The following is an 18571-nucleotide window of genomic DNA, read 5'->3' as shown; positions in this document are numbered from 1 at the left end:
CGCTGTTTCCGCAGTGCCGGATGGTCGGCGTGATTCATGCTTGCCCAAGGCATTCGGCCTGACGACCCCTGAATCACCCGAATAGGGGTATCCAGTCGGAGGTGGGTGTCGCGGAATTTCTTAGCATTCAGTCGCTGACATGCCTTTGGCGGCCAGCGTACCGATGAGAAACTGTCCTCTACAATATGGGAAACTAAACAGCATATATGGATTTCTCACGGTCACCGGGGCCCACCGGGGGCGCGGCCCCGTCGGCGACGTCCGGTGCGCGCTCCCCGGTGCTGGTCCGCACCTTCCGGGTGGCCGCGGAGAGCGGCCCCAGGCCGGCCAGGGCGTCCTGCACCTGGGCCATCAGCTCCGGGGGTGCCGACCGGGTGGGAACCACGCCGATGGAGTCCACGCCGGCCAGCCATCCGGCGGCGATGTCGCCCACGGCCTCCAGGCGGCGGACCGTCCGGCCTTCCGCGGCGGCTTCGGCCTGCATGTGAGCGGCGTCCGGATCGTCGGCGGCGCCGAGCACCAGGGTGAGATCGACGGCCGCCGCGACCAGGCGGACGGCCGCCGCCCGGTCGGTGGCGGCATGGCAGAGCGCGTCGTAGTGCTGCCCGCGCACCCGGGGGACCCGCGTTCGCAGGGCAGCGATCATCGTGGCCGCGTCCTCCACCCGGATCCCGGGCTGCACCACGAACGAGAGCCCGTCCGGGTCGGTTCCGGGCCGCCGGAGGCCGGCCGGCGGCGTGGCGTCCCGCATCGGCAGCACGGACTCCGGCGCCTGGGAGACCGACACGCGCTCGGCCGCGGTGTCGCGGGGCCCGGTGATCAGCACCACCGCGTCGCCGCGGTCCGCGTAGGCTCGGACGTCGCGATGCGCCAGGGCGGCCAGGGGGCAGGTCGCGTCCACCACGGTGAGCCCGCGTGCGGCCGCCTCGGCCCGCACGGACGGGGACACCCCGTGGGCGGGGAACACCACCACCGCCGCATCCGGCACCGCGTCCAGACCGTCGCTGATCGTGACACCGGCCGCGGTGAGCCGCGCGAGCCGGCCGGCGGCGGCGAGCGGCCGGCCGTGGACGTGGACCGGGGTGTCCGGCGCCGCGTCGCGGGCCGCCCGGAGGACGGCCTCGATGCCAGCGCGCGCGCCCGCGCAGTCGGGATCGCCGTCCGCCACCAGCAGACGGCGCGACCTCAGCACCCCGGCCCACTGGGCGACCAGGTCCGCGCACACCGCCACCGCCGCGCGGTCGGCCGCCTGGGCGGCCGCTCCCAGGCCGACGGCCCGGCCCGTCCTGTCCAGGTAGGACGCCGTCACGAGCACGCCGTCGCGGGCGCCGGACGCCTCGGCGGGCACGGCGACCGGATCGAGCCGGACCCGCCGCCGGGCGGGGCCGGGTTCGCCGCGTCCGAGGGCCGCCGCCAGCAGCGGCGCGGCGGGAGAGGGGACCACGCCCCGGTCGGGATGAACGATCGTGGTGGCCACCACAACGCGCCCCGGCGGGATCCCGCCGACGGGGAACCGCTCCACCCGCAGCGAACGATTCATGATCATCTACCTCCGTGCGGCGGACCGGTGTCGCCGTCCGGACGGTTCGCCTCCGCCGGACGGGTTCTGAGGGGGCCGGCACTCACGAGACCGCCGTGTCGGGGGCCGAGGGGATGGTGCGGGCCAGCAGTTGCCTGACGGCGGGATTGGCGCGCTGAGGGTGGAGCCGGGACCGCAGGACCTTCACCGCGGTGGTGGCGCGCCGGCACGTCAGGAAGGGGAAGTCGTCGAGGAAGGCGTGCCAGACGGTGACGGCCTGGTCGAGATGGCCTTGGTCCAGGTGGAGTTCGGCGAGGCGGGCGTGGACGAGGGCGCGGGAGCGGCACTCCCACGGCGGGCGGTGGCGGACGGCTTCGGCGAGCGCGCTGATCGCCCCCCTCCTGTCGCCCAGCAGCGCCCGGACGGCCGCCTCCTGGTGCGCCAGCGCCGCGGGATGGTACCGGCCCATCGTGGTGTTGCCATGGGCCGCCAGGTTCGTCGCGGCCAGGGAGGACGCCTGGTCCAGGCGCCGCTCCGCGGCCGAGATCGTGGTCAGCGCGTGGTGCCGGTCTCCGGCGGCGGCCGCGGCGACCGCGACCTGGCCCAGGAAGAACGCCTGGCGGGCCGGGCCGGCGGCGCTGCGGCTGAGTCTCGCCGCCGCCTCGGCGAGGTCGACGGCGCGCCGGTGGTGGCCCAGGCTCCGCGCCTGAACCGACATGCCCCGCAGCGCGATGGCGTAGCCGGCCGGGTCGTTGTTCTCGACGGCGAGCCTCAGCGTGGTCCGGTAGTAGCGCTGGGCCAGGCCGTGGCACTCATCGTCGAAGCACATGAACGCCGCCAGGTAGGAGAGTTGCGTGGCGGCCGCGAAGAGCTTGCGCCGCAGCGCCGGGGTTCCGGCGGCACGGAGTCTCGGCGCGATGTCGTAGGCGAGGTAGCAGGACAGTTCTCCGCGCGCCTGGCCTCCTCCGAACGAGTCGTCAGCGTGGGAGAACACCCGTGCCATCTGCTCCGCGGTGGCCACCTGCCCCGGCTCCAGCAGCTGCGTGCGCGCCGCGTCCGGCCGGGGCGCCGGGCGGGGCTGGCGTGCCGCGGCGTCCGCCCAGTCGGGCACGGTGAGAGCGGCCAGCCGGTACGGCGTGGCGGCCAGCCGCCGCCGCCGGCCCTCGTCGACCTGCGCCAGAGCGGTCAGGAGGGAGACGACGTCGCGGGGGAGGACGGGACTCTCCCCGTCGGCGGACGGGAGGCGGTCGACGCCGGCGCGCGGCCGGGGTGCCCGGCTCGGCTTCCCGCGTCCGGCCGGTCCCGCGGCCCCGTCCAGCCCCATGTCGGCGAGACCGACCGGACGGCGCAGCGCGCGGGTGAGCGCCTCGGCGATCAGTTCGGGCACCGGCGACCGGGGACGCCGGCCGGCGAGCCAGTGCGTCACCGACCGCCGGTCCAGCCGCATCGTCACCCCGGACTCGGCGGCCACCGCGTTGACCTGCCTGGCCAGGAAGTCCTCGGTCCAGCCCGCCTCGGCCAGCAGGCCGCGCAGCAGCCCGTTCGGCACCTTGGGCCTCGTCATGACGCGCTTCAGACCCCCACGACTTGCAGCTGAGAGGACAGGCCGGAATTCGTTGCCGCCGACAAAAACGGAGGCTACCAAGCCGACCGGTCGCAGTGAACAGTGAGAAATTCACCTAAAGAAGTGAGCAGTGAGGAATCCGTGCGCAACCTTTCTCTCCTGGGTCGATGCGTCATTCTTTCGGCGCGTGGAGTCGTCGGTCACGGCGATTTCGCGGTTCACATCCGTATCGCCACGGCGAGTGAGAGATCCGCCTCGGAGTGAACCCACACCGGTATCGCTACGCCGCGGTGAGACGCGGTCAGCGCACCGTCGGACCGGCTGAGCTCGATCCGCCAGAACAGGAAGTCCTCCAGGGCGCCGGTCGCGTACAGCCCCTTGAAGGCCGCCTCCTTGGCGGCGAACAGCTCGCGCGGACGGTAGTCCCCGGCGGGCGGGAGCAGCGTTCGCCGTTCCCGCTCGCGCAGGACGAACCGCGCCACGCGGGGGCTGATGACCGCACTCTCGACATCGACGCCGACCGCCGCGGCGCCGGGGACCACCACCGCGACCGCCAGGCGCTCGGTGTGCGCGATCGACCCGGCGAAACCCGGCGGGAAGCGCGGCCGGCCGTCGCGTTCGCGGGGCACGGCCCGGCCGGCCGCCCCGGTCGCCGCCAGCGCCGCCGCGGCGGCTCGGCGGCCCGCCTCGAACTGCTGGCGCGGTCCGTACGGCCGCCGGACCGCGGACCACTCGGCCCGGGCGCCCGACGCGGCGGCGCCCGCGGGAACCTTCGGCCGGCCCGCTACCGCGCACCCGTCAGCGGCGCAGCGCCGCGACATGGTCGGCGAGGGACTCGATCGAGCGGAGCGCCTCCGGCCGGACATCGTCGTCCCACTCGAAACCGAAGACGTCCTCCATCGCCACCAGCAGGCTGACGAGCGCGGTGGAGGACATTCCCGCCTGGCGTAGCGACTCGGTGTCGGACACGGTGCTGACGAAGCCGTCGTCGCCGTGCAGATCGACCAGCAGCGCACGGATGCGCTGCCGGGTCTCGAGTGCCACCTCAGGCATGCGTCTCCACGTCCCTGATGAACTTGAGAATGATCGCTTGGAAGCCCTCGGCGTCGTCGATGTACGGCTGGTGGCCGGCCTTCGGCATGACCTCGTAGCAGCCGTTCGGGAACTGCTCCGACAGCTCCTTCGCACCGCTCGGGCTCAACAGCATGTCGTCGTCGCCGACGATGACCAGCGTGGGCGTGCTGATGCGGGGCGGCAGATCCGGGCTGTGGTTGTCGCGCATGGACTGCCGCAGGCCGCTGGCGAGGTCCTCGGGGGTGGCCATCGCCATGAAGGCTTCACGGAAGCCCAGGTAGCCCGGCGTGCCGAGCGCCTCGTTCATCTCCGAGCTGAACAGCTCGGGGTAGAAGTGCTCGTACATGCCGGCGAGACCATGGCTTTCCAGGGTGCGCAGCCAGTTCCGCTGGAGCTGGCGCTGGCGGCGCATGCCGCGGGGACCGAACACCGGCCCCGCCAGCACCATGCCCTTGACGCGGTCGGGGTGGTTCAGCGCGATGTCCCGGGCGAAGACGGTGGACGTCGACGAGCCGATCAGGTAGGTCGACTCGATCTCCAGCGCGTCGAGCAGTGCGATCAGGTCGGCCGCGTGCTCCTCCCAGGTCGGCTCCTCCTCGACACGGGTGGACTGGCCGTGGTTGCACAGGTCGTAGGTCAGGATCCGGTAGTGCCGGGCGAGCTCTTCGGTGAAGACCCTCCAGATCGGCGGCGTGATCGCGAAGTTGTTGAGGGGCGTGATGACGTTCCCCTCGCCGCGGATCTCGTAGTAGAGCTCGACGCCCTCCCTCGCGCGTATGCGCGGCGTGTCATCGCGGTAGGTCATATCCAGCCGGAACAGATTCTCATAACTGGACATCTCTCTTATCCTTTCCCTCTCTCGACGGCTCCGGCGCCCGGCAGGGCGCGGGCGAACTCGGCGACGACGTCGGCCGCCGCAGGTTCTCCGGAAACGGCGCCGCACGACGAACCGCAGTACAGGGCCATCTCCTCGATCCGGCCGCTGGTCGTGTCGGTCGGCACCGCGGCGCCGAACCGCGGCACCAGATACGGTCTTCCTTCGACCACGGTCCGGCCGATGAACCTCGCCGGCTGCTCGGGGTCGCGGGTGACGGCCGTCTCCAGGACGCGGTGCCGCCGGCCCGGCCATCCGATCCCGTACACATCGGTGATGACCGTGTCGGCCCCGGTGGCGGCGCGCACCGCCTCCTTGAAGGCCGAGTGGGCACGCGACTCGCGCGCGACGACGAAGGCGGTGCCGAGCAGGACGCCGTCGGCTCCCGCCGCGACCGCCCGGCCCGCGTCGGCGGGTGAGCCGATCCCGCCCGCGGCGACGAGGTGGGCCTCCGGCAGCTTCTCGCGCAGCGCGGCGACCAGCTCGTCCCTGCCCGAATCGCCGAGGAGGTGACCGCCCGCCTCGATGCCCTGGGCCACCACCACTGCGCCCTGGTCGGCGGCTCTCACACCGTCCTCCACGGTCCCGACCTGAACGACGAGGCATCGCCCCGCCGCGGTGACCCGGTCGAAGACCCCATCGCGGGGCATGCCGAACAGGGACAGGTGCACGTGCTGCGGCGTCTCGTCGAGCAACTGCCCCACCTGCCGGTCGAGCTCCTCGGGTCCGACCACCTCCGGGATGAAGTTCACGCCGACCGCACGGCCGGTCCCCGCCGCCAGACGGTCCAGCATGGCCGACAGCGCGTCGCCGACCAGCTTGTAGCCGCCCACGCAGCCCGCCGCCCCGGCAGCGGAGACCGCACACGCCAGCTCCGGCCCGGCGACCCCGCCCATGCCCGCCTGGAGCAGGGGCACGTCGACGCCGAGCACCTCCGTCAGGGGGGTGCGCATCAGCCCAGACTCTCCACCGCGGACAGCGCGGCGGCGGTACTGCCGAACTTCTCGGTCAGGGTGTGCACCCATCGCTCCAGTCCGAAGGCGAGGCAGCTCGTGTGCGCCAAGTCCTCGCCCGCCTGGATGGAGCACCGCTCGCCGAAGAAGTTGCGGTGGTAGTTGACCGAGCCGATCGCCAGGCCGTTGACGACGAACTCCTCCTTCACCGGGAACAGCCGCTGCATCTTCGCCTTGCCGCTGTTCTTGTCGAAGAACGGATCGGTGGCGACCTCGAGCCCCACGTCCAGCCCGAGCTCGGCGCACAGCGCCGTCACGGCGTCCTTGGCGCGCAGCAGGTGCTGCTTGGCCCCGTCCTCGGCCCCGATGAAGACGATCTCCCGCATGGAGAAGCCGAGCAACCGCTGCAGCCCGTCGTAGTGGTCCTCGTTGCGGAAGCACGTGCCGAGCGTGGTCCGCACCACGCCCTCCGCGGGCAGCGCCGAACCGGCCAGATCCAGGTAGACCGCGTAGCACGCCGCCGACGGCAGCGCGAGCGCGGTCGGCTCCATCACGTCGGCCGGGACGCGGTCCAGCGGCCGGGGCGCCTCGGTCAGCAGGCCGCCGAGGCGTTGCGGATCGAGACGTGTGGCCGCCAGACCCAGATGCGGGAAGTTGTCGAAGTAGTCGAAGGTGTCGAGGTCCCGGCACCGGATCAGGAACGGGAAGCGGAACTCCGGAGCGTTCCAGCCCGCTGCGAAGCGGAGGAAGACCGCGTCGATCGACCGCAGCAGGCGCAGCTGGCCGCCGTCGAGAACTTTCAGACCTGTGTCGGTTGCCGTGGTCATCGGGCCGCCTTCTGCTTGAAGAATCGTGCGTCGATCGCGTCGAGGGTGCGGAAGTCGTCCAGGTCCAGCTCCTCCGGATCGATCGGCTCGCCGGTCAGCTCCTCCAGGAGGAAGATGAACTCGACGAAGGCCAGCGAGTTGATGGCCCGGCTGTCGATCAGGTCCAGTCCGCCGTCCAGGTGGTCGAGTTGGGGATTGCGGCCGAGGATGAACTCCCGGACCGCTTCCATCGGATCGCTCATCACTTGATCAGATCCCTGCTCACGCCGGCCTTCGCCAGGAACTTCCTCGTCCGCTTCAGCACCTGGTCGTGCGCCTCCAGCCGGGCGGGGTGCTCCAGCGCGCGCCGCCGCAGCGCCAGCGCGTCCGGGATCCCCGCGTCCCGGTAGGCGGCGGGGTTGTAGAGGGTGCCGATGCTGTACTGCAGATAGTTCTCGAGATACTCGGCGACCAGCGGCAGCTCGGCCGGATCGCGTTCGGCGACCTGGCCGAGCAGGTTGACGAAGACCATCCGGCCGAACGCGACGTGCCTGCTCTCGTCCTGATGGTGCACCCGGTTGATCTCGCGGGCGATCTCCGGCAGTTCCCGGTCGGTGGCCATGTGCGCGTTGTAGTGGTCGACGATCTCCTCGAAGATCAGGATGCGCGCGAAGATGACCAGTTCGCGGGCCACCGCGGACAGATGGGCCACCGAGTCGGCCTGCAACGACGGCTGCGCCGGGTAGAGCTTGCCGCCGTAGCGCAGGCAGAACTGTGCGAAGAACCACATGTGCTCGTTCTCCTCACCGATGAAGTGGTGCAGGAACTCCGAGACGCCGGCGTAGGCCCGCTCGTGGATGCGCATCACCACTTCGCTCATCAGCTCGCGGATGCCGTGGATGTTGAGGCTGAAGAAGTTGATCGCCTCGTACCTGGTCAGCGCGAGCTGCTGCTCGCGCGTCAGCTCCGCCCACATCGGCGTGCCCGCCAGTGTGGTCAGGCTCTCGCTCATCCACGGCCTGTCCGGTTCGATGGACTCGGGCCAGTCGAAGATCGTGTACGGGTTGTAATAGCCGGACTCGGCCATCTGCTCCAGCCGGTCCAGATCCAGATGGATCGGCTCGATCTCGCGTACCGCCATGTTCTCTCGTCTTTCTCCACAAAGTGGATCGAGAATTCAGCCCCGCACCGACTGGATATCCGCGTGCACCCGGACCGGCAGCCGTGAGCCGCAGTCGTGATGGCCGAAGGGCGCACTGCCGGAAGCGGTGGACGGAATCACCTTGTTGTAGATCGACCCGAGGCAGAGCTCCTGGAACTCCGCGGTGGCCGGCGAGAGCCGCGCGGCCAGCTGGGCCTTGGCGATGTCGACGGTCTTGAGCGAACCGTCGTCGTCCTCGACCTCGACACAGGCGTGCGGCAGGTCGAGGGCACCGCCGAGCACGCCGCAGAACCAGCCTCGTTTCGCCTCGGCCCTGTATCCGGCCGCGCGGAAGCGCTCGGCCAGGAACAGGCTCGCCGCGATGCAGCTCGTCGCGCCCAGGGTGTGCACCAGTTCGTAGTCGGCCTGCATGGAGACCGGGATCATCTGCCAGCGATAGCCGGCGTCCAGGTACTCTCGGGTCAGCCGCCGCAGCTCTGGAGAGACCACCGGGGTCCGCGCCCCCACCGTGGTGACCGTCGCCGCGTACTCCGCCACCCCCGAACCCGCCGCCGGAGTCGTCACATCGGCGAGGCGGCCCCCGAACCGGCCGACGTCCGGCCCTTCGAGCCGCCACGGCGCGACCCCGGCGCAGTCGGGGCACTCCATCCGCACCCGGAAGTCCCATGACTTCGCGCGCAGGAGATCGTCCACCGGGCGGCCGGTGAACCGGAAGAGCAGGCGGAACGCGAGCTCCGGCTGGGTCTTCGCGCTGTTGGAGTACATGCCGAGGTTGTACAGGTCGTTCGGGTCGAAATGGCGGACCCCTGCCCGGTCCTCGAACGGAAGGCCCGCGTCCACGAGCCTGTCGATGTCCGGCGGCCCGCAGTGCAGCATTTCCTCGGCCACGGACTCCGGTTCGGTCCTGCTGGAATACTCGGCGGGAACGAATTCAATGGAATCCGCTACTTTTTCCCAGTTGATATCTGTGCTTGCATCTTGGCGCGACACGGTCTATCTCCCAGGTAGCGCGATCGCGCCGACGGCTCGGCGCCTCCGTCGCCGCGACACCACGGCTCACCGGATGCGCGCGTCGATCGGCCAGTTGACTGCGAATTTCCCCGAGTCCGGGGGGCTGTGTCCACGGACGACGCCGAACGTATCAGCCGGGGACTCCATTGCGACAGATTATTTCCGCATATGCGCTTATGAATTTCTCATATAAGAAAGTTGCCCGCGCACCGTGCTCGCGGACGGGGCCGGCCTGGCCGCGGCAGCTCGGACGTCGGCGAACCCCGGCGAGCCGGCCCCCGCTCCCGACGTCAGGGGGAGGCCCGCCGCCTTGATGTCCTATGGCAGCCGCCCGGCGCCTCGCCGACCTGTCCGCGTCGGCCGCACCCCCGGCCCGTGGTCGAAGACGCCGATACCAGGGACAACGACGCCTCGCTAATCACTCAATGCGGCTGGAGCACCAATTATGGTTTCGGACTGCCCTGCCGCGCCCGGACCGCCGGGCCGAATGCTCGGTGCCCGGACGGCGGAGGGCAAAGCAACAGATCACGCAGTGTCACCATTATTGAGCTGAGGGCATCGAAAGGGCCGCTGTTCAGGAGGTCCTTTTCTGCCTTGTTGCCTGCCCTTGACGAAGATCGTGCGACTGTGTCACGCTAAACCGGGACGGCATAACTATGCCTAATGGCCGATAAGGCCAAGCGACCCGGGCGGCCGGGCTTTTCGCGACTTCTTCGGCGACTCGTTTCGATCGTCGGCCGTATTGGAACTACCGTGCGGCCGGCCCGTCGAATGCCCCGCCCTCGCCGCCGGCCAGGCCGCCGCCCTCGACCGCCTTAATAGCCGGGTGGAGTCCGCAAGTGGTCACTGACATCCGCTTGATCCCGGCGTCGGGCCCTTGCCGCAGCCGAAAGTATCGTTCTAGTCTCCACGCAGAGTATCCGCTTACGGGTGGTAAAGGTAGAGGTCATGCTCGAGGGCTTCTCAAGTACGGAACTCTGCGCGGGGAAACGGTGTAGCGGCGTTGACGCATCGCGTCGCCGTGCAGACGGGGCCCGTATCAGACTCTGTAGGGGCTGTTACGAACAAGTAAAATCCGGGCTCACGGAGCTTCCACGGATCTACAATGGTCTGGTCGACGTAATGCTGCCCTCGCCCCAGCGTCCCTTTCAGCGGATCAAAGGGGCGGGCAACACCCCGGGGCTGAGGATCAACGAGGACGCCAGCTCGGGCCGCACCGAGATACTCGGCTTTCTGCGGGCCTGGTCGGCGCTGGTGGCCGATGAGTGCTCGGTGCGGAAGCCGGCGGGTCAGGACTGCGGCCCGATGGCGTCGTTCCTGCTCGAGCACCTCGACTGGCTGCTCGCTCATCCCGCCGCGGGGGACTTCGATGAAGAGATCTACGCGCTCACCGCTCATGTGCTGGAGATCGCAGACTCCGCGCCGAGACAGTGCGAGATCGGCCCGTGCGTGCGCCCCGGGTGCGATGCCCGGCTCTACGTGGTGGTATCGGCCAGCAGCGGAAAGCACGAGGTGCATTGCAAAAAGGGACATGTTTGGCAGGCCAATCAGTGGCTGCGTCTCTACCGTCAGATCCAGGGCGCGTGAGGGGCGACCCGAGTGTCTCCCCCCGCCGTCCAACAGCGAAATCCGAACTCATCGACGGGAGTCTTTCTGTAATGGGATTAGAAGGGAAAGCCGGAGAAGTCGCGGGACCCGACGCCCGGCTCGTTCCCACCGGGCTCGCGGCGCTGGCGGCCGGAGTGAGTGCGGCGACCATCCGGAAGTGGGCGAGTCGCGGAAAGATCAAGCGTTTCGGGACGCCGCGAAGGGCATTATACGATCTCAATGAACTCATGCTGCTCATCGATGACGAGGGGGCGAGCCGGTAGAAGCTCTGCTTGTCAGATGCAATCTCCATTGTAGCACTGAGTAAAGCGGCAAGTAAAGCTCCCCGGTCGGAGACCATGCTCCGCCATCCCGTATGCGCAAGGGTCCCCTCGCGGCCTGCGCCTACTCACGCGATGCGGACTCCTCGACGTCACGGCCCTGGCCTCCGGGAATGCCGCAAAGGCGGGGCGTCGACCCTTCCCCGGGGGCCGCCAATAGTGCGGCAGCATCCTTGTCGCCATTCCGGACCTCCAATGAAGCGTCCGTTGGTTTTTGCCGAGCTCAATGGAACGATCCCACGCCGCCCTGGGATGTCCTGCTCCCGCGGTAGGTGCGAGCGATCCGTCACTCCGCTCACGCCCTGCCGCAACAGCCGCAATGGGCGGCTCCTCCTTCCCGGCCCTTCCGCTTCACGGCTTTCCGGAGCCGTCGGCTCGGTGGTGGCGCGCCCCGCGGCGCCAGGACGCCGGCACGTCCAGACAAGAGGGATTTCATAGGGGAACCACATGGAAATCGATGTGATGGTGTCCGACAGCCTCTGCCTGTCCCGCTGCGCGCTCACCGCGTTACTGGAGCAACGCGAGGGGATCTGCGTCGTCGGATCGGTCGACGGCGGTCTTGATGCGCTGGAGTTCGCCGAGATTCATCGGCCGGACGTCGCCGTCATCAGCTTCGACGGCGCGGAGAACGGCTCGGTCGCGATCGCCGAGAAGATCGCCTGCCTTCCGGGATGCCGGAGCCTGCTGCTCGCCGCGGCGTTCACCCGATCGGTCGTCCGCCGGGCCTTCACCGGCGGGATCGACGGCATGGTGCAGCAGAGCGCACCGCCGAACCGGTTCTTCGAAGCCATCCAGCGGGTGCACCAGGGCGAAAGGGTCTTCGACGCGGAACTGACGGTCGCCGCGCTGGGCAACCAGGGATGCCCGCTGACCCTGCGGCAGCTCTCCGTGCTGGAGCATCTGTCCAGAGGGGAGACGATCGTCGAGATCGCGGCGCAGTTGCACCTTTCGGAGGGGACCGTCCGCAACTACCTCTCGTCCGCGGTGGCAAAGCTGGGCGCACGCAACCGGATCGACGCGTTGGCGATCGCCAGGGATTCGCACTGGATCTGAACTTCCGTGACCACCGACCGGTCCTGGCGAGAATCTGCACCGTTGCGAGGTTCTGAGGGAATGATGGACAAGCTGGTAGAACGCGATGAGGAAGAGAAGACCTTCGTCAAGGTCTATGGCGAATGCGCCGCGAGCGGAAGTCGCATAATCGCGATCAGCGGTTCGCTCGCGAGCGGCAAGACCGCGCTGCTGCGCTCGTTCGCGCAGGGGGGCGCCGACGCCGGCGCGACGGTGCTAGAGGCCACGGCGTCCAGTTTCGAGCGCGACCATCCGCTGGGAGTCATCGATCAGATGCTCCGAGGGCGCCGGCTCTCCTCGCCCGGCGCGGAGCGCGAGATCCGCGCACTGTTCGAAGGCGTGGACGAAGCCGCCCCGCGCGTCGACGAATCGGGAAACCTCGGCCAGATCTCCCTGTCCACGCTCAATCTGCTGCACACTGCGTTCCAGCACCTGGCCAGTGGTCAGCCGCTCGTGGTCTGCGTCGACGACGCCCATTTCACGGACATCGAGTCCCTCCATTACCTGCTGGCGCTGATGCGCCGTATGGGAAGCGCTCCGATCGTCTTCGTGCTCAGTTTCTGCCCCGGCATGGGCAGGAACAGCGTCCAGCGAGTCGTCCAGGCCGAGATGCTGCGGATGCCGAACTGCGTACACATGCCTTTGAAGCCGTTGTCGGTAACGGGCGTCGCAACGATTCTCGGAGAAGTCATCGGTATCGAGAGGGCGGGCCGGCTCGCAGCGTACTGTCGAGATATAAGTGGGGGAAAGCCGCTCCTCGTGCACGCTTTCGCCGAGGACTGCACGGTCGCCGATGATGTGCCCGAACCTGGCGGAGAGCCGGCCCGGCACGGGAGCCCCGTTCCGGGCCCCGTGTTCGGCCACGCCGTCCTGAGCTGCCTGTACCGCTCCGAACCCGTCGTGCTCGAACTCGCACAGGCGATCGCCGTCCTCGGGGCCTGCGGGTCGCCCGCCGTGGTGGCCCGTTTCTGCGACATGGCTCCCGAGTCCGTCAGGCAGGTGGTGGCGTCCGCCGGGCTCGAAGGCCTGCTGGACTGCGACTTCGTCGGCCGGCCGAGCGTGCGCAAGGCGGTGATGAGCAGTATCCCTCCGGACGAGCGGCGCGCCATGCACGCGCACGCCGCACATCTTCTGCGCGACGAAGGCGCTCCCGCCCTGGCGATGGCCGAGCATCTGATGCTCGTCGAGGAGAGGATCCCGTGGGCGAACAAGGTCCTGCGTGAGGCGGCGGACCAGGCGCTGGTCAACGGGAACCGGGAAGCGGCCATCGGCCACCTGAGGAAGGCGCACCACGCTTGTGCGGGGGGCCGGGAGCAGGCGGATATCTCCGCCAAGCTCGCGGACATCATGCGACATCACAATCCCGGCGCTGTGAAGCGCTACCTCCCCGATCTGGTCGCGGCCATCGGGAACGGCCACCTCGACGGCCAGCAATCGGTTCAGGTGATCACAGATCTGCTCTGGCACGGGGAGGTGGACCAGGCGGCGAAGGTGCTGGCGCTGATGCGGGACAGGGCCTCGTCGCAGGCGACGGAGCACACGCACTCGTGCGGCGACCAACTCCGCCTGTGGCTCCCTCTCACCTACCCGGGAATCGCGCCTGTGGCGGGGCACGGCGGCGCGGACCCCGTGGACGTCATGGCGCCCGCCAGGGCACCTGAGCATCGGGCCGCCGCCGCACTCGGCGCTGTACTCCGGGGGACCCCGGCGGTGGACCCGGTTCGTACCGCGGAAACGATCCTCCAGGAGGCGGGGGCCGGCGTCGCGAGCCCGGCGGCATCGGTCGCCTCGCTGGTGGCGCTCATCTACTCCGACCGGCTCGACCAGGCCTCGGTATGGTGCGACTCGCTCCTCGCTTGCGCCAACGACAGGCAGGGCCTCGTCTGGAAGGCGATGTACACCTCGGCGCGCGCGGCGGTCTCCTACCGTCTCGGAGACCTGGCGAAAGCCGAGCGGCAGGCGCGCGAGGCACTCGCCCTCATGCCGGCTGAGAGCTGGGGAACGGCTCTCGTGGTCCCGCTCGCGTTCCTCGTGCATTCACTCACGGCCATGGGGCGCTACAAGGACGCCGAGAGCTACCTCAAGTTCCCGGTGCCCGGCGCGGCCCTGGAAACCCTGGGCGGATTGCACTACCTCAGCGCGCGAGGTCACTTCTCTCTCGCGGCAGGCCGCTACGAGGCCGCCTTACGGGATTTCCTGGCGTGCGGGGACCGCATGAGAACGTGGGACGTCGATTGCCCGGCCGCGGTGCCCTGGCGCACCGACGCGGCCCAGGCCTACGTCTGCAGCGGGCTCGTCCCGCAGGCCAGGGAACTGATAGCGGAACAACTGGCGCTGCTGCCGGCCGGTCCGTCGCGCACCCGCGGGATGACCTACCGCGTTCAGGCGGCGACGCTCGACCTCGCGGAGCGTCGGCCCGTGCTGTTGAGGGCGGCGAGCGTCTTCGAAAGCTGCGGCGACTCGCTCGGGCTCGCCTACGCCCTGACGGATCTGAGCCATGCCTGCATGGCCCTCGGGGACTGCGGCCAGGCCCAGCTGAAGGCGCGAAGGGCGAGGGTGCTGGCGGAGGAATGCTGCGCCGCGCCCCTGCAGGGGTCGCTCGCCGCCGTCCGCGATGACGGCGCACCCGCGCAGGGCATGGGCGAGCGCCGCCGGTCGGCTCCCCATCTCAGCAGGGCGGAGCTGCGCGTAGCGGAGCTGGCCGCCAGCGGATCCACGAACGAGCAGATCTCCCGGAAACTCTTCATCACGGTCAGCACCGTGGAACAGCACCTCACCCGCGTGTACCGGAAACTCGCGATCCGGCGCCGCACGGAACTGTCGTCGCGCCTGCCGGAACTGGTCCGGTGAAGCCGATCCCCGAAGCCATGTGAGCAGGGCATCGCCGTTCGGTCATTTCCCCTTCCGGCACTGACACGGAGCATCCATGAAGAGCCTTGCGCAGGATTCCGATCTGCTGGTCGCCACCGTGATGGCCGACATAGCCGTGGTCCTCGTGGCGGGGGCGGTCCTCGGACGCCTGGTCCGTCGCTTCCGACAACCGGCGGTCATCGGCGAGATCATCGCCGGCATCGCACTCGGACCCAGCCTGCTCGGGCGGCTCCCGGGCGACCCCACCGCCCACATCTTCCCGGCCGAGGCGCGGCCGTACCTGCTGGCGATCGCGCAGGTCGGGTTACTGGTCTTCATGTTCGGCGTCGGCTGGGAGTTCGACGGACGGCTGCTGGACGGGCGCCGCCGAGCGGCCGGAGCGGTCTCGGTCGGCTCGATCGCCCTCGCCTTCGGTCTCGGCGTCGCCCTGGCGGCGCTGCTGTACCCCGACCACAGGACGGTGGCGGGCCGGGACACGTCGTTCACGGCGTTCGCCCTGTTCATGGGCGTGGCGATGTCCATCACGGCGTTCCCGGTGCTCGCCCGGATCCTGACCGAGCACCGCATGATGGGCACCCGCGTGGGTGCACTCGCACTGGCCGGCGCGGCCGTCGACGATGTGCTCGCGTGGTGCCTCCTCGCGCTGATCGCCGCGCTCGTCACCGCCGACGGCGCCTCGGGGCAGCTGGTGCAGATCGGCATCCTGGCGGCGGTCTACGTCGGGATCATGGCGCTGCTCGTCCGCCCGGTGCTGGCCTACGTGACGCGGAGGTGGGTCACCGACCGGGTGCCGCCGATGTACGTCCTCATGCTCGTGGCCGGGCTGTTCCTGTCCTCCTATGCGACGACGTGGATCGGCGTGCACGCGATCTTCGGTGCCTTCGCCTTCGGCGTCGTCATGCCGCGCGCTCCGCTCGACGTCCTCGCCGAGGGCGTGCGGAGGCCGTTCGACGGGATCAGCACGGTGCTGCTCCCCGTCCTGTTCATCGTGACGGGCCTGAACGTCGACATCGGGTCCCTCTCCGGCCGCGGCCTCATCGAACTGGCCGCGATCATCCTCGTCGCCTGCGCCGGCAAGATGGTGGGCGCGACGGTCCCGGGCAGGCTCACCGGAATGTCGTGGCGTGAGGCCGGCACGCTCGGCGTCCTGATGAACACGCGCGGACTGACCGAGTTGATCATTCTCAACGTCGGCGTCAACCTCGGTGTCCTCGACGGCCGGATGTTCACGATGATGGTGCTGATGGCGCTGGTCACCACGGCCCTGGCGGGGCCCCTTCTCCCGAACGCCCCCGTCGCGCCGGACGAACCCGCCGGCCGCCGCTCCGCGAGGTCGAGCGAGCCGCAGGCGGTGTAGCGCCCGCCCCGGCGGGTCCGTGTCGACCGCCGTGGAGATCTCTGAAAGGGTCGTGGACCCCACCGGCCCGCTCCGAAGGAACGCCCATGCCCCGTGCCGTCACGCTGATCCGCTCCGCGTCCCTGTCGTCCGTCGCCGAGTACGCCTACGCGGCGACCGCCCCGGCGGAGGCGCGGCTGATCTTCCTCGCCGGGGCGTGTCCGCTGGACGAGGACGGCTCCACCGCCGCGGTGGGCGACTACGCCGGGCAGGCGGCCAAGGCCCTGGAGAACATGCGGACCGCCCTGGCGGACGCCGGCGCGGCGCTGCACGACGTCATCAGCACCCGCGTACTCGTCGCCTCTCCCCGGCAGGAAGACCTGGTCGCGGCATGGGAGGTGGTCCGGGACGGGTTCGGCGACCACGACGTCCCCAGCACGCTGATGGGCGTCACCGTGCTCGGCTACGCCGACCAGCTCGTGGAGATCGAGGCCGTCGCCGCCGTGCTCGACTCCTGACCACGGACATCGTGCAGGAAGTCGCGGATCAGGGCGGCCCACTCCTCCGGCCGCTCGAGGAAGGGAAGACGCCCGGTCGCGATCTCGGCGTAGCGCGCCCCCGGGGGTGCCGTCGGCGAGCTGCCGGTGGTGGGGCGGGGTGACGAGCTGGTCGAGCGTGGTGGAGATGACGAGGGTCGGCACGGCCAGACCGGGAAGGTCGGCCCGGACGTCGACGCCCTCGATGATCAGGTCCACCTGACAGCAGACCGGCCAGCTCCTCCAGGTCGCCCCGGCGGAGCAGCTCCCGCCACAGTCTGGCCGCCAGCAGGCACCTCACACCAGTGTGCGGGTCAACGCGGTGAGGCACAGGTCACCCGCCCATCGCTGAGACGGTCCCGTCGCGCCGGAGTCGGCAGGCGCGCCTACAGCGCTGCTACAAGGGGCATCGCCTACTCGCACCGCCGAGTGACGAGCGCGCGCCTGCAACGGCTCACCGATGGGTGCAACGAACCTAAAGCAATGCGGGCCACCGAGGGAGGCGCTTCCTGCGCCGACCGCGGTGGCCCGACTCGTGGGCGATACTGGGATTGAACCAGTGGCCTCTACCGTGTCAAGGTAGCGCTCTCCCACTGAGCTAATCGCCCTTGCGTGTGCTGCGAGGTGGAGACGGGATTTGAACCCGTGTACACGGCTTTGCAGGCCGTTGCCTCGCCTCTCGGCCACTCCACCAGAGCGAGGCCTGACGGGGGCCTCTCAGAGCGGACGACGGGATTCGAACCCGCGACCCTCACCTTGGCAAGGTGATGCTCTACCAACTGAGCCACGTCCGCGTGCCGGTCCGGGGGTCGCCCCCCGGGCTCGCACGAACAACTCTAGCGGAATCCTGGAGTGCTCGCGTACCGGTCGGATGCCGAGTCGGTGAGCTCGGCGTGCAGGTTGTTCCAGAAGTCGAGTTCGCCGTCCTCTTCGAGGTGGGCGATGCGGCCCCAGAACTCGCGGTCCTCGGCCTCGTGGGCGGCGGCGAGCGAGAGGGCGGGCATCATGGTCGTGCCGGCGTCCGCGGCGTCGAGGTCGGCGGGGGTGACGTCGACCGGGAGGGCGACGGGGGTGGCCGGGCGGTGGTGCTTGCCGCGCTTGCGGACGCGGATGGGCGGGGACGTGGGGGCCTTCGCGGCGGCGGCGCGGCCGGCGGCGAGGGCCACGGTGCCGCACAGGACGAAGGCGAGGATGCCGCCGAGGACGACCTCCTGGGCGGGGACGTGCTCGGGGGCGGGGGAGTGCTGCTGCTCGTGGGTGCGCGTCGCGGTGGCGGGGGCGCCGACCTGGTCGACGGTGGGGGCGGGGGCGGCGTGCTTCGGGGTGTACTCGGCCTCGACCTTGATCTTGGACGGGTAGCCGAAGCCGACGACGGAGTCCAGGTCGCGGGTCTTGCGCATGAGCTTGTAGCCGTCGGCGTTGCCCTCGATGGTGTGGAGGGTGCGGCCGTCGACCTTCTCGACGATGCCGACGTGGTCGACCTGGTCGATGTCGCCGGAGCCGTTCCAGTCGTAGAAGACGATGGCGCCGGGTTCCGGGTCGTGGCCCCAGGCGTCGTTCTTCTTGAACCACTTGGCGTGGTCGACGGTGGAGGCGAACTGCCCGGCCTGGCCGGTGACGTCGGCCTTGTCGGCGGCCCAGGCGAGGAACATGTCGCACCAGGGCGCCGTCGAGAAGTACTCGTCGTGGTCGCCGTCGAGGTTCTTGCGGTACCACTCGCCGAACTTGGTGTATCCGTCGCCCTTCTCGGTGTACCCGAGCTCCTTCGTGGCGATGTCGAGCAGCTTCTTGCCGATCGGGTCCATCTCGCTCCTGACGCGCCTCGCTCGTTCGGGCGAGGTGGCGCCCGACCGGGGGACGGAACGT

At 69.8% G+C, this 18571-nt stretch carries 16 protein-coding genes and 3 tRNA genes; 5 read left to right on the top strand and 14 right to left on the bottom strand.

From position 1 onward, the window contains the following. Window positions 1-193: 193 nt before the first annotated feature. The 10 genes from CHC11_RS13585 to CHC11_RS13540 form a co-directional block, all read right to left on the bottom strand. Window positions 194-1546, bottom strand: a complete 1353-nt coding sequence (locus CHC11_RS13585; protein ID WP_089312046.1) for a hypothetical protein — start codon at window positions 1544-1546, stop codon at window positions 194-196. A 76-nt stretch (window positions 1547-1622) separates the two neighbouring features. Beyond that, window positions 1623-3083, bottom strand: coding sequence for an NsdA family TPR-like regulatory protein (locus CHC11_RS13580; protein ID WP_089312045.1), 1461 nt, complete (start codon window positions 3081-3083; stop codon window positions 1623-1625). Window positions 3084-3301: 218 nt separating this feature from the next. Then, window positions 3302-3904 carry a 4'-phosphopantetheinyl transferase family protein gene (locus tag CHC11_RS13575; RefSeq protein ID WP_089312044.1) on the bottom strand — a complete coding sequence of 201 codons (603 nt, stop codon included), beginning with the start codon at window positions 3902-3904 and terminating at the stop codon, window positions 3302-3304. Continuing rightward, entirely contained in the window at window positions 3882-4136 is a 255-nt protein-coding gene (locus CHC11_RS13570; RefSeq protein WP_089312043.1) for a phosphopantetheine-binding protein, read from the bottom strand. Before CHC11_RS13570 ends, CHC11_RS13575 begins: the two co-directional genes overlap by 23 nt. Then, a complete protein-coding gene (locus CHC11_RS13565) occupies window positions 4129-4995 on the bottom strand; it encodes an alpha/beta fold hydrolase (RefSeq protein ID WP_089312042.1) in 867 nt (288 codons plus the stop codon). The genes CHC11_RS13570 and CHC11_RS13565 overlap by 8 nt, the downstream gene beginning before the upstream one ends. Before the next feature lie 5 nt (window positions 4996-5000). After that, window positions 5001-5984 carry an NAD(P)H-dependent flavin oxidoreductase gene (locus CHC11_RS13560; RefSeq protein WP_179278837.1) on the bottom strand — a complete coding sequence of 328 codons (984 nt, stop codon included), beginning with the start codon at window positions 5982-5984 and terminating at the stop codon, window positions 5001-5003. Further along, window positions 5984-6811: a class-II aminoacyl-tRNA synthetase family protein gene (locus tag CHC11_RS13555; RefSeq protein ID WP_089312040.1), complete on the bottom strand. Its 828-nt coding sequence runs from the start codon at window positions 6809-6811 to the stop codon at window positions 5984-5986. Before CHC11_RS13555 ends, CHC11_RS13560 begins: the two co-directional genes overlap by 1 nt. Continuing rightward, window positions 6808-7053 carry an acetyl xylan esterase gene (locus tag CHC11_RS13550; protein WP_089312039.1) on the bottom strand — a complete coding sequence of 82 codons (246 nt, stop codon included), beginning with the start codon at window positions 7051-7053 and terminating at the stop codon, window positions 6808-6810. The genes CHC11_RS13555 and CHC11_RS13550 overlap by 4 nt, the downstream gene beginning before the upstream one ends. Then, window positions 7053-7931, bottom strand: coding sequence for a diiron oxygenase (locus CHC11_RS13545; protein WP_089312038.1), 879 nt, complete (start codon window positions 7929-7931; stop codon window positions 7053-7055). The genes CHC11_RS13550 and CHC11_RS13545 overlap by 1 nt, the downstream gene beginning before the upstream one ends. Window positions 7932-7967: 36 nt before the next feature. Beyond that, a complete protein-coding gene (locus CHC11_RS13540; RefSeq protein ID WP_143227061.1) occupies window positions 7968-8840 on the bottom strand; it encodes a hypothetical protein in 873 nt (290 codons plus the stop codon). A gap of 1245 nt (window positions 8841-10085) precedes the next feature. Here CHC11_RS13540 and CHC11_RS13535 point away from each other — a divergent pair. From CHC11_RS13535 to CHC11_RS13510, 5 genes are all read left to right on the top strand, one after another. Beyond that, window positions 10086-10550: a hypothetical protein gene (locus tag CHC11_RS13535; RefSeq protein WP_089312036.1), complete on the top strand. Its 465-nt coding sequence runs from the start codon at window positions 10086-10088 to the stop codon at window positions 10548-10550. 788 nt (window positions 10551-11338) lie between these two features. Then, window positions 11339-11944, top strand: a complete 606-nt coding sequence (locus CHC11_RS13525; RefSeq protein ID WP_089312034.1) for a response regulator transcription factor — start codon at window positions 11339-11341, stop codon at window positions 11942-11944. 60 nt (window positions 11945-12004) lie between these two features. Next, window positions 12005-14812, top strand: a complete 2808-nt coding sequence (locus CHC11_RS13520) for an ATP-binding protein (protein ID WP_089312033.1) — start codon at window positions 12005-12007, stop codon at window positions 14810-14812. Between the two features lie 76 nt (window positions 14813-14888). Then, on the top strand, window positions 14889-16190 hold the full coding sequence (locus CHC11_RS13515; protein ID WP_089312032.1) for a cation:proton antiporter domain-containing protein: 1302 nt from the start codon (window positions 14889-14891) through the stop codon (window positions 16188-16190). 86 nt (window positions 16191-16276) lie between these two features. After that, window positions 16277-16687 carry a RidA family protein gene (locus CHC11_RS13510; RefSeq protein ID WP_089312031.1) on the top strand — a complete coding sequence of 137 codons (411 nt, stop codon included), beginning with the start codon at window positions 16277-16279 and terminating at the stop codon, window positions 16685-16687. 554 nt (window positions 16688-17241) lie between these two features. Here the strand turns inward: CHC11_RS13510 and CHC11_RS13500 are convergent. The 4 genes from CHC11_RS13500 to CHC11_RS13485 form a co-directional block, all read right to left on the bottom strand. After that, window positions 17242-17313 (bottom strand) — tRNA-Val (locus tag CHC11_RS13500). 14 nt (window positions 17314-17327) lie between these two features. Further along, window positions 17328-17398: transfer RNA gene (locus CHC11_RS13495), tRNA-Cys, on the bottom strand. Window positions 17399-17426: 28 nt separating this feature from the next. Further along, a tRNA-Gly gene (locus tag CHC11_RS13490) sits at window positions 17427-17499 on the bottom strand. A 42-nt stretch (window positions 17500-17541) separates the two neighbouring features. After that, on the bottom strand, window positions 17542-18510 hold the full coding sequence (locus CHC11_RS13485) for a CHAP domain-containing protein (protein ID WP_089312030.1): 969 nt from the start codon (window positions 18508-18510) through the stop codon (window positions 17542-17544). Window positions 18511-18571 lie beyond the last annotated feature (61 nt).

This window comes from Actinomadura mexicana (assembly GCF_900188105.1).
GTDB lineage: Bacteria > Actinomycetota > Actinomycetes > Streptosporangiales > Streptosporangiaceae > Spirillospora > Spirillospora mexicana.
This window is presented reverse-complemented; position numbering and strand designations above follow the sequence as displayed.

Coding starts and splice junctions, on each gene's coding strand:
- CHC11_RS13525 (WP_089312034.1), top strand. CDS start 11,339: ATGGAAATCGATGTGATGGTGTCCGACAGCCTCTGCCTGTCCCGCTGC.
- CHC11_RS13485 (WP_089312030.1), bottom strand. CDS start 18,510: ATGGACCCGATCGGCAAGAAGCTGCTCGACATCGCCACGAAGGAGCTC.
- CHC11_RS13520 (WP_089312033.1), top strand. CDS start 12,005: ATGATGGACAAGCTGGTAGAACGCGATGAGGAAGAGAAGACCTTCGTC.
- CHC11_RS13575 (WP_089312044.1), bottom strand. CDS start 3,904: ATGTCGCGGCGCTGCGCCGCTGACGGGTGCGCGGTAGCGGGCCGGCCG.
- CHC11_RS13555 (WP_089312040.1), bottom strand. CDS start 6,811: ATGACCACGGCAACCGACACAGGTCTGAAAGTTCTCGACGGCGGCCAG.
- CHC11_RS13560 (WP_179278837.1), bottom strand. CDS start 5,984: ATGCGCACCCCCCTGACGGAGGTGCTCGGCGTCGACGTGCCCCTGCTC.
- CHC11_RS13570 (WP_089312043.1), bottom strand. CDS start 4,136: ATGCCTGAGGTGGCACTCGAGACCCGGCAGCGCATCCGTGCGCTGCTG.
- CHC11_RS13565 (WP_089312042.1), bottom strand. CDS start 4,995: ATGTCCAGTTATGAGAATCTGTTCCGGCTGGATATGACCTACCGCGAT.
- CHC11_RS13515 (WP_089312032.1), top strand. CDS start 14,889: ATGAAGAGCCTTGCGCAGGATTCCGATCTGCTGGTCGCCACCGTGATG.
- CHC11_RS13545 (WP_089312038.1), bottom strand. CDS start 7,931: ATGGCGGTACGCGAGATCGAGCCGATCCATCTGGATCTGGACCGGCTG.
- CHC11_RS13535 (WP_089312036.1), top strand. CDS start 10,086: ATGCTGCCCTCGCCCCAGCGTCCCTTTCAGCGGATCAAAGGGGCGGGC.
- CHC11_RS13550 (WP_089312039.1), bottom strand. CDS start 7,053: ATGAGCGATCCGATGGAAGCGGTCCGGGAGTTCATCCTCGGCCGCAAT.
- CHC11_RS13585 (WP_089312046.1), bottom strand. CDS start 1,546: ATGATCATGAATCGTTCGCTGCGGGTGGAGCGGTTCCCCGTCGGCGGG.
- CHC11_RS13510 (WP_089312031.1), top strand. CDS start 16,277: ATGCCCCGTGCCGTCACGCTGATCCGCTCCGCGTCCCTGTCGTCCGTC.
- CHC11_RS13580 (WP_089312045.1), bottom strand. CDS start 3,083: ATGACGAGGCCCAAGGTGCCGAACGGGCTGCTGCGCGGCCTGCTGGCC.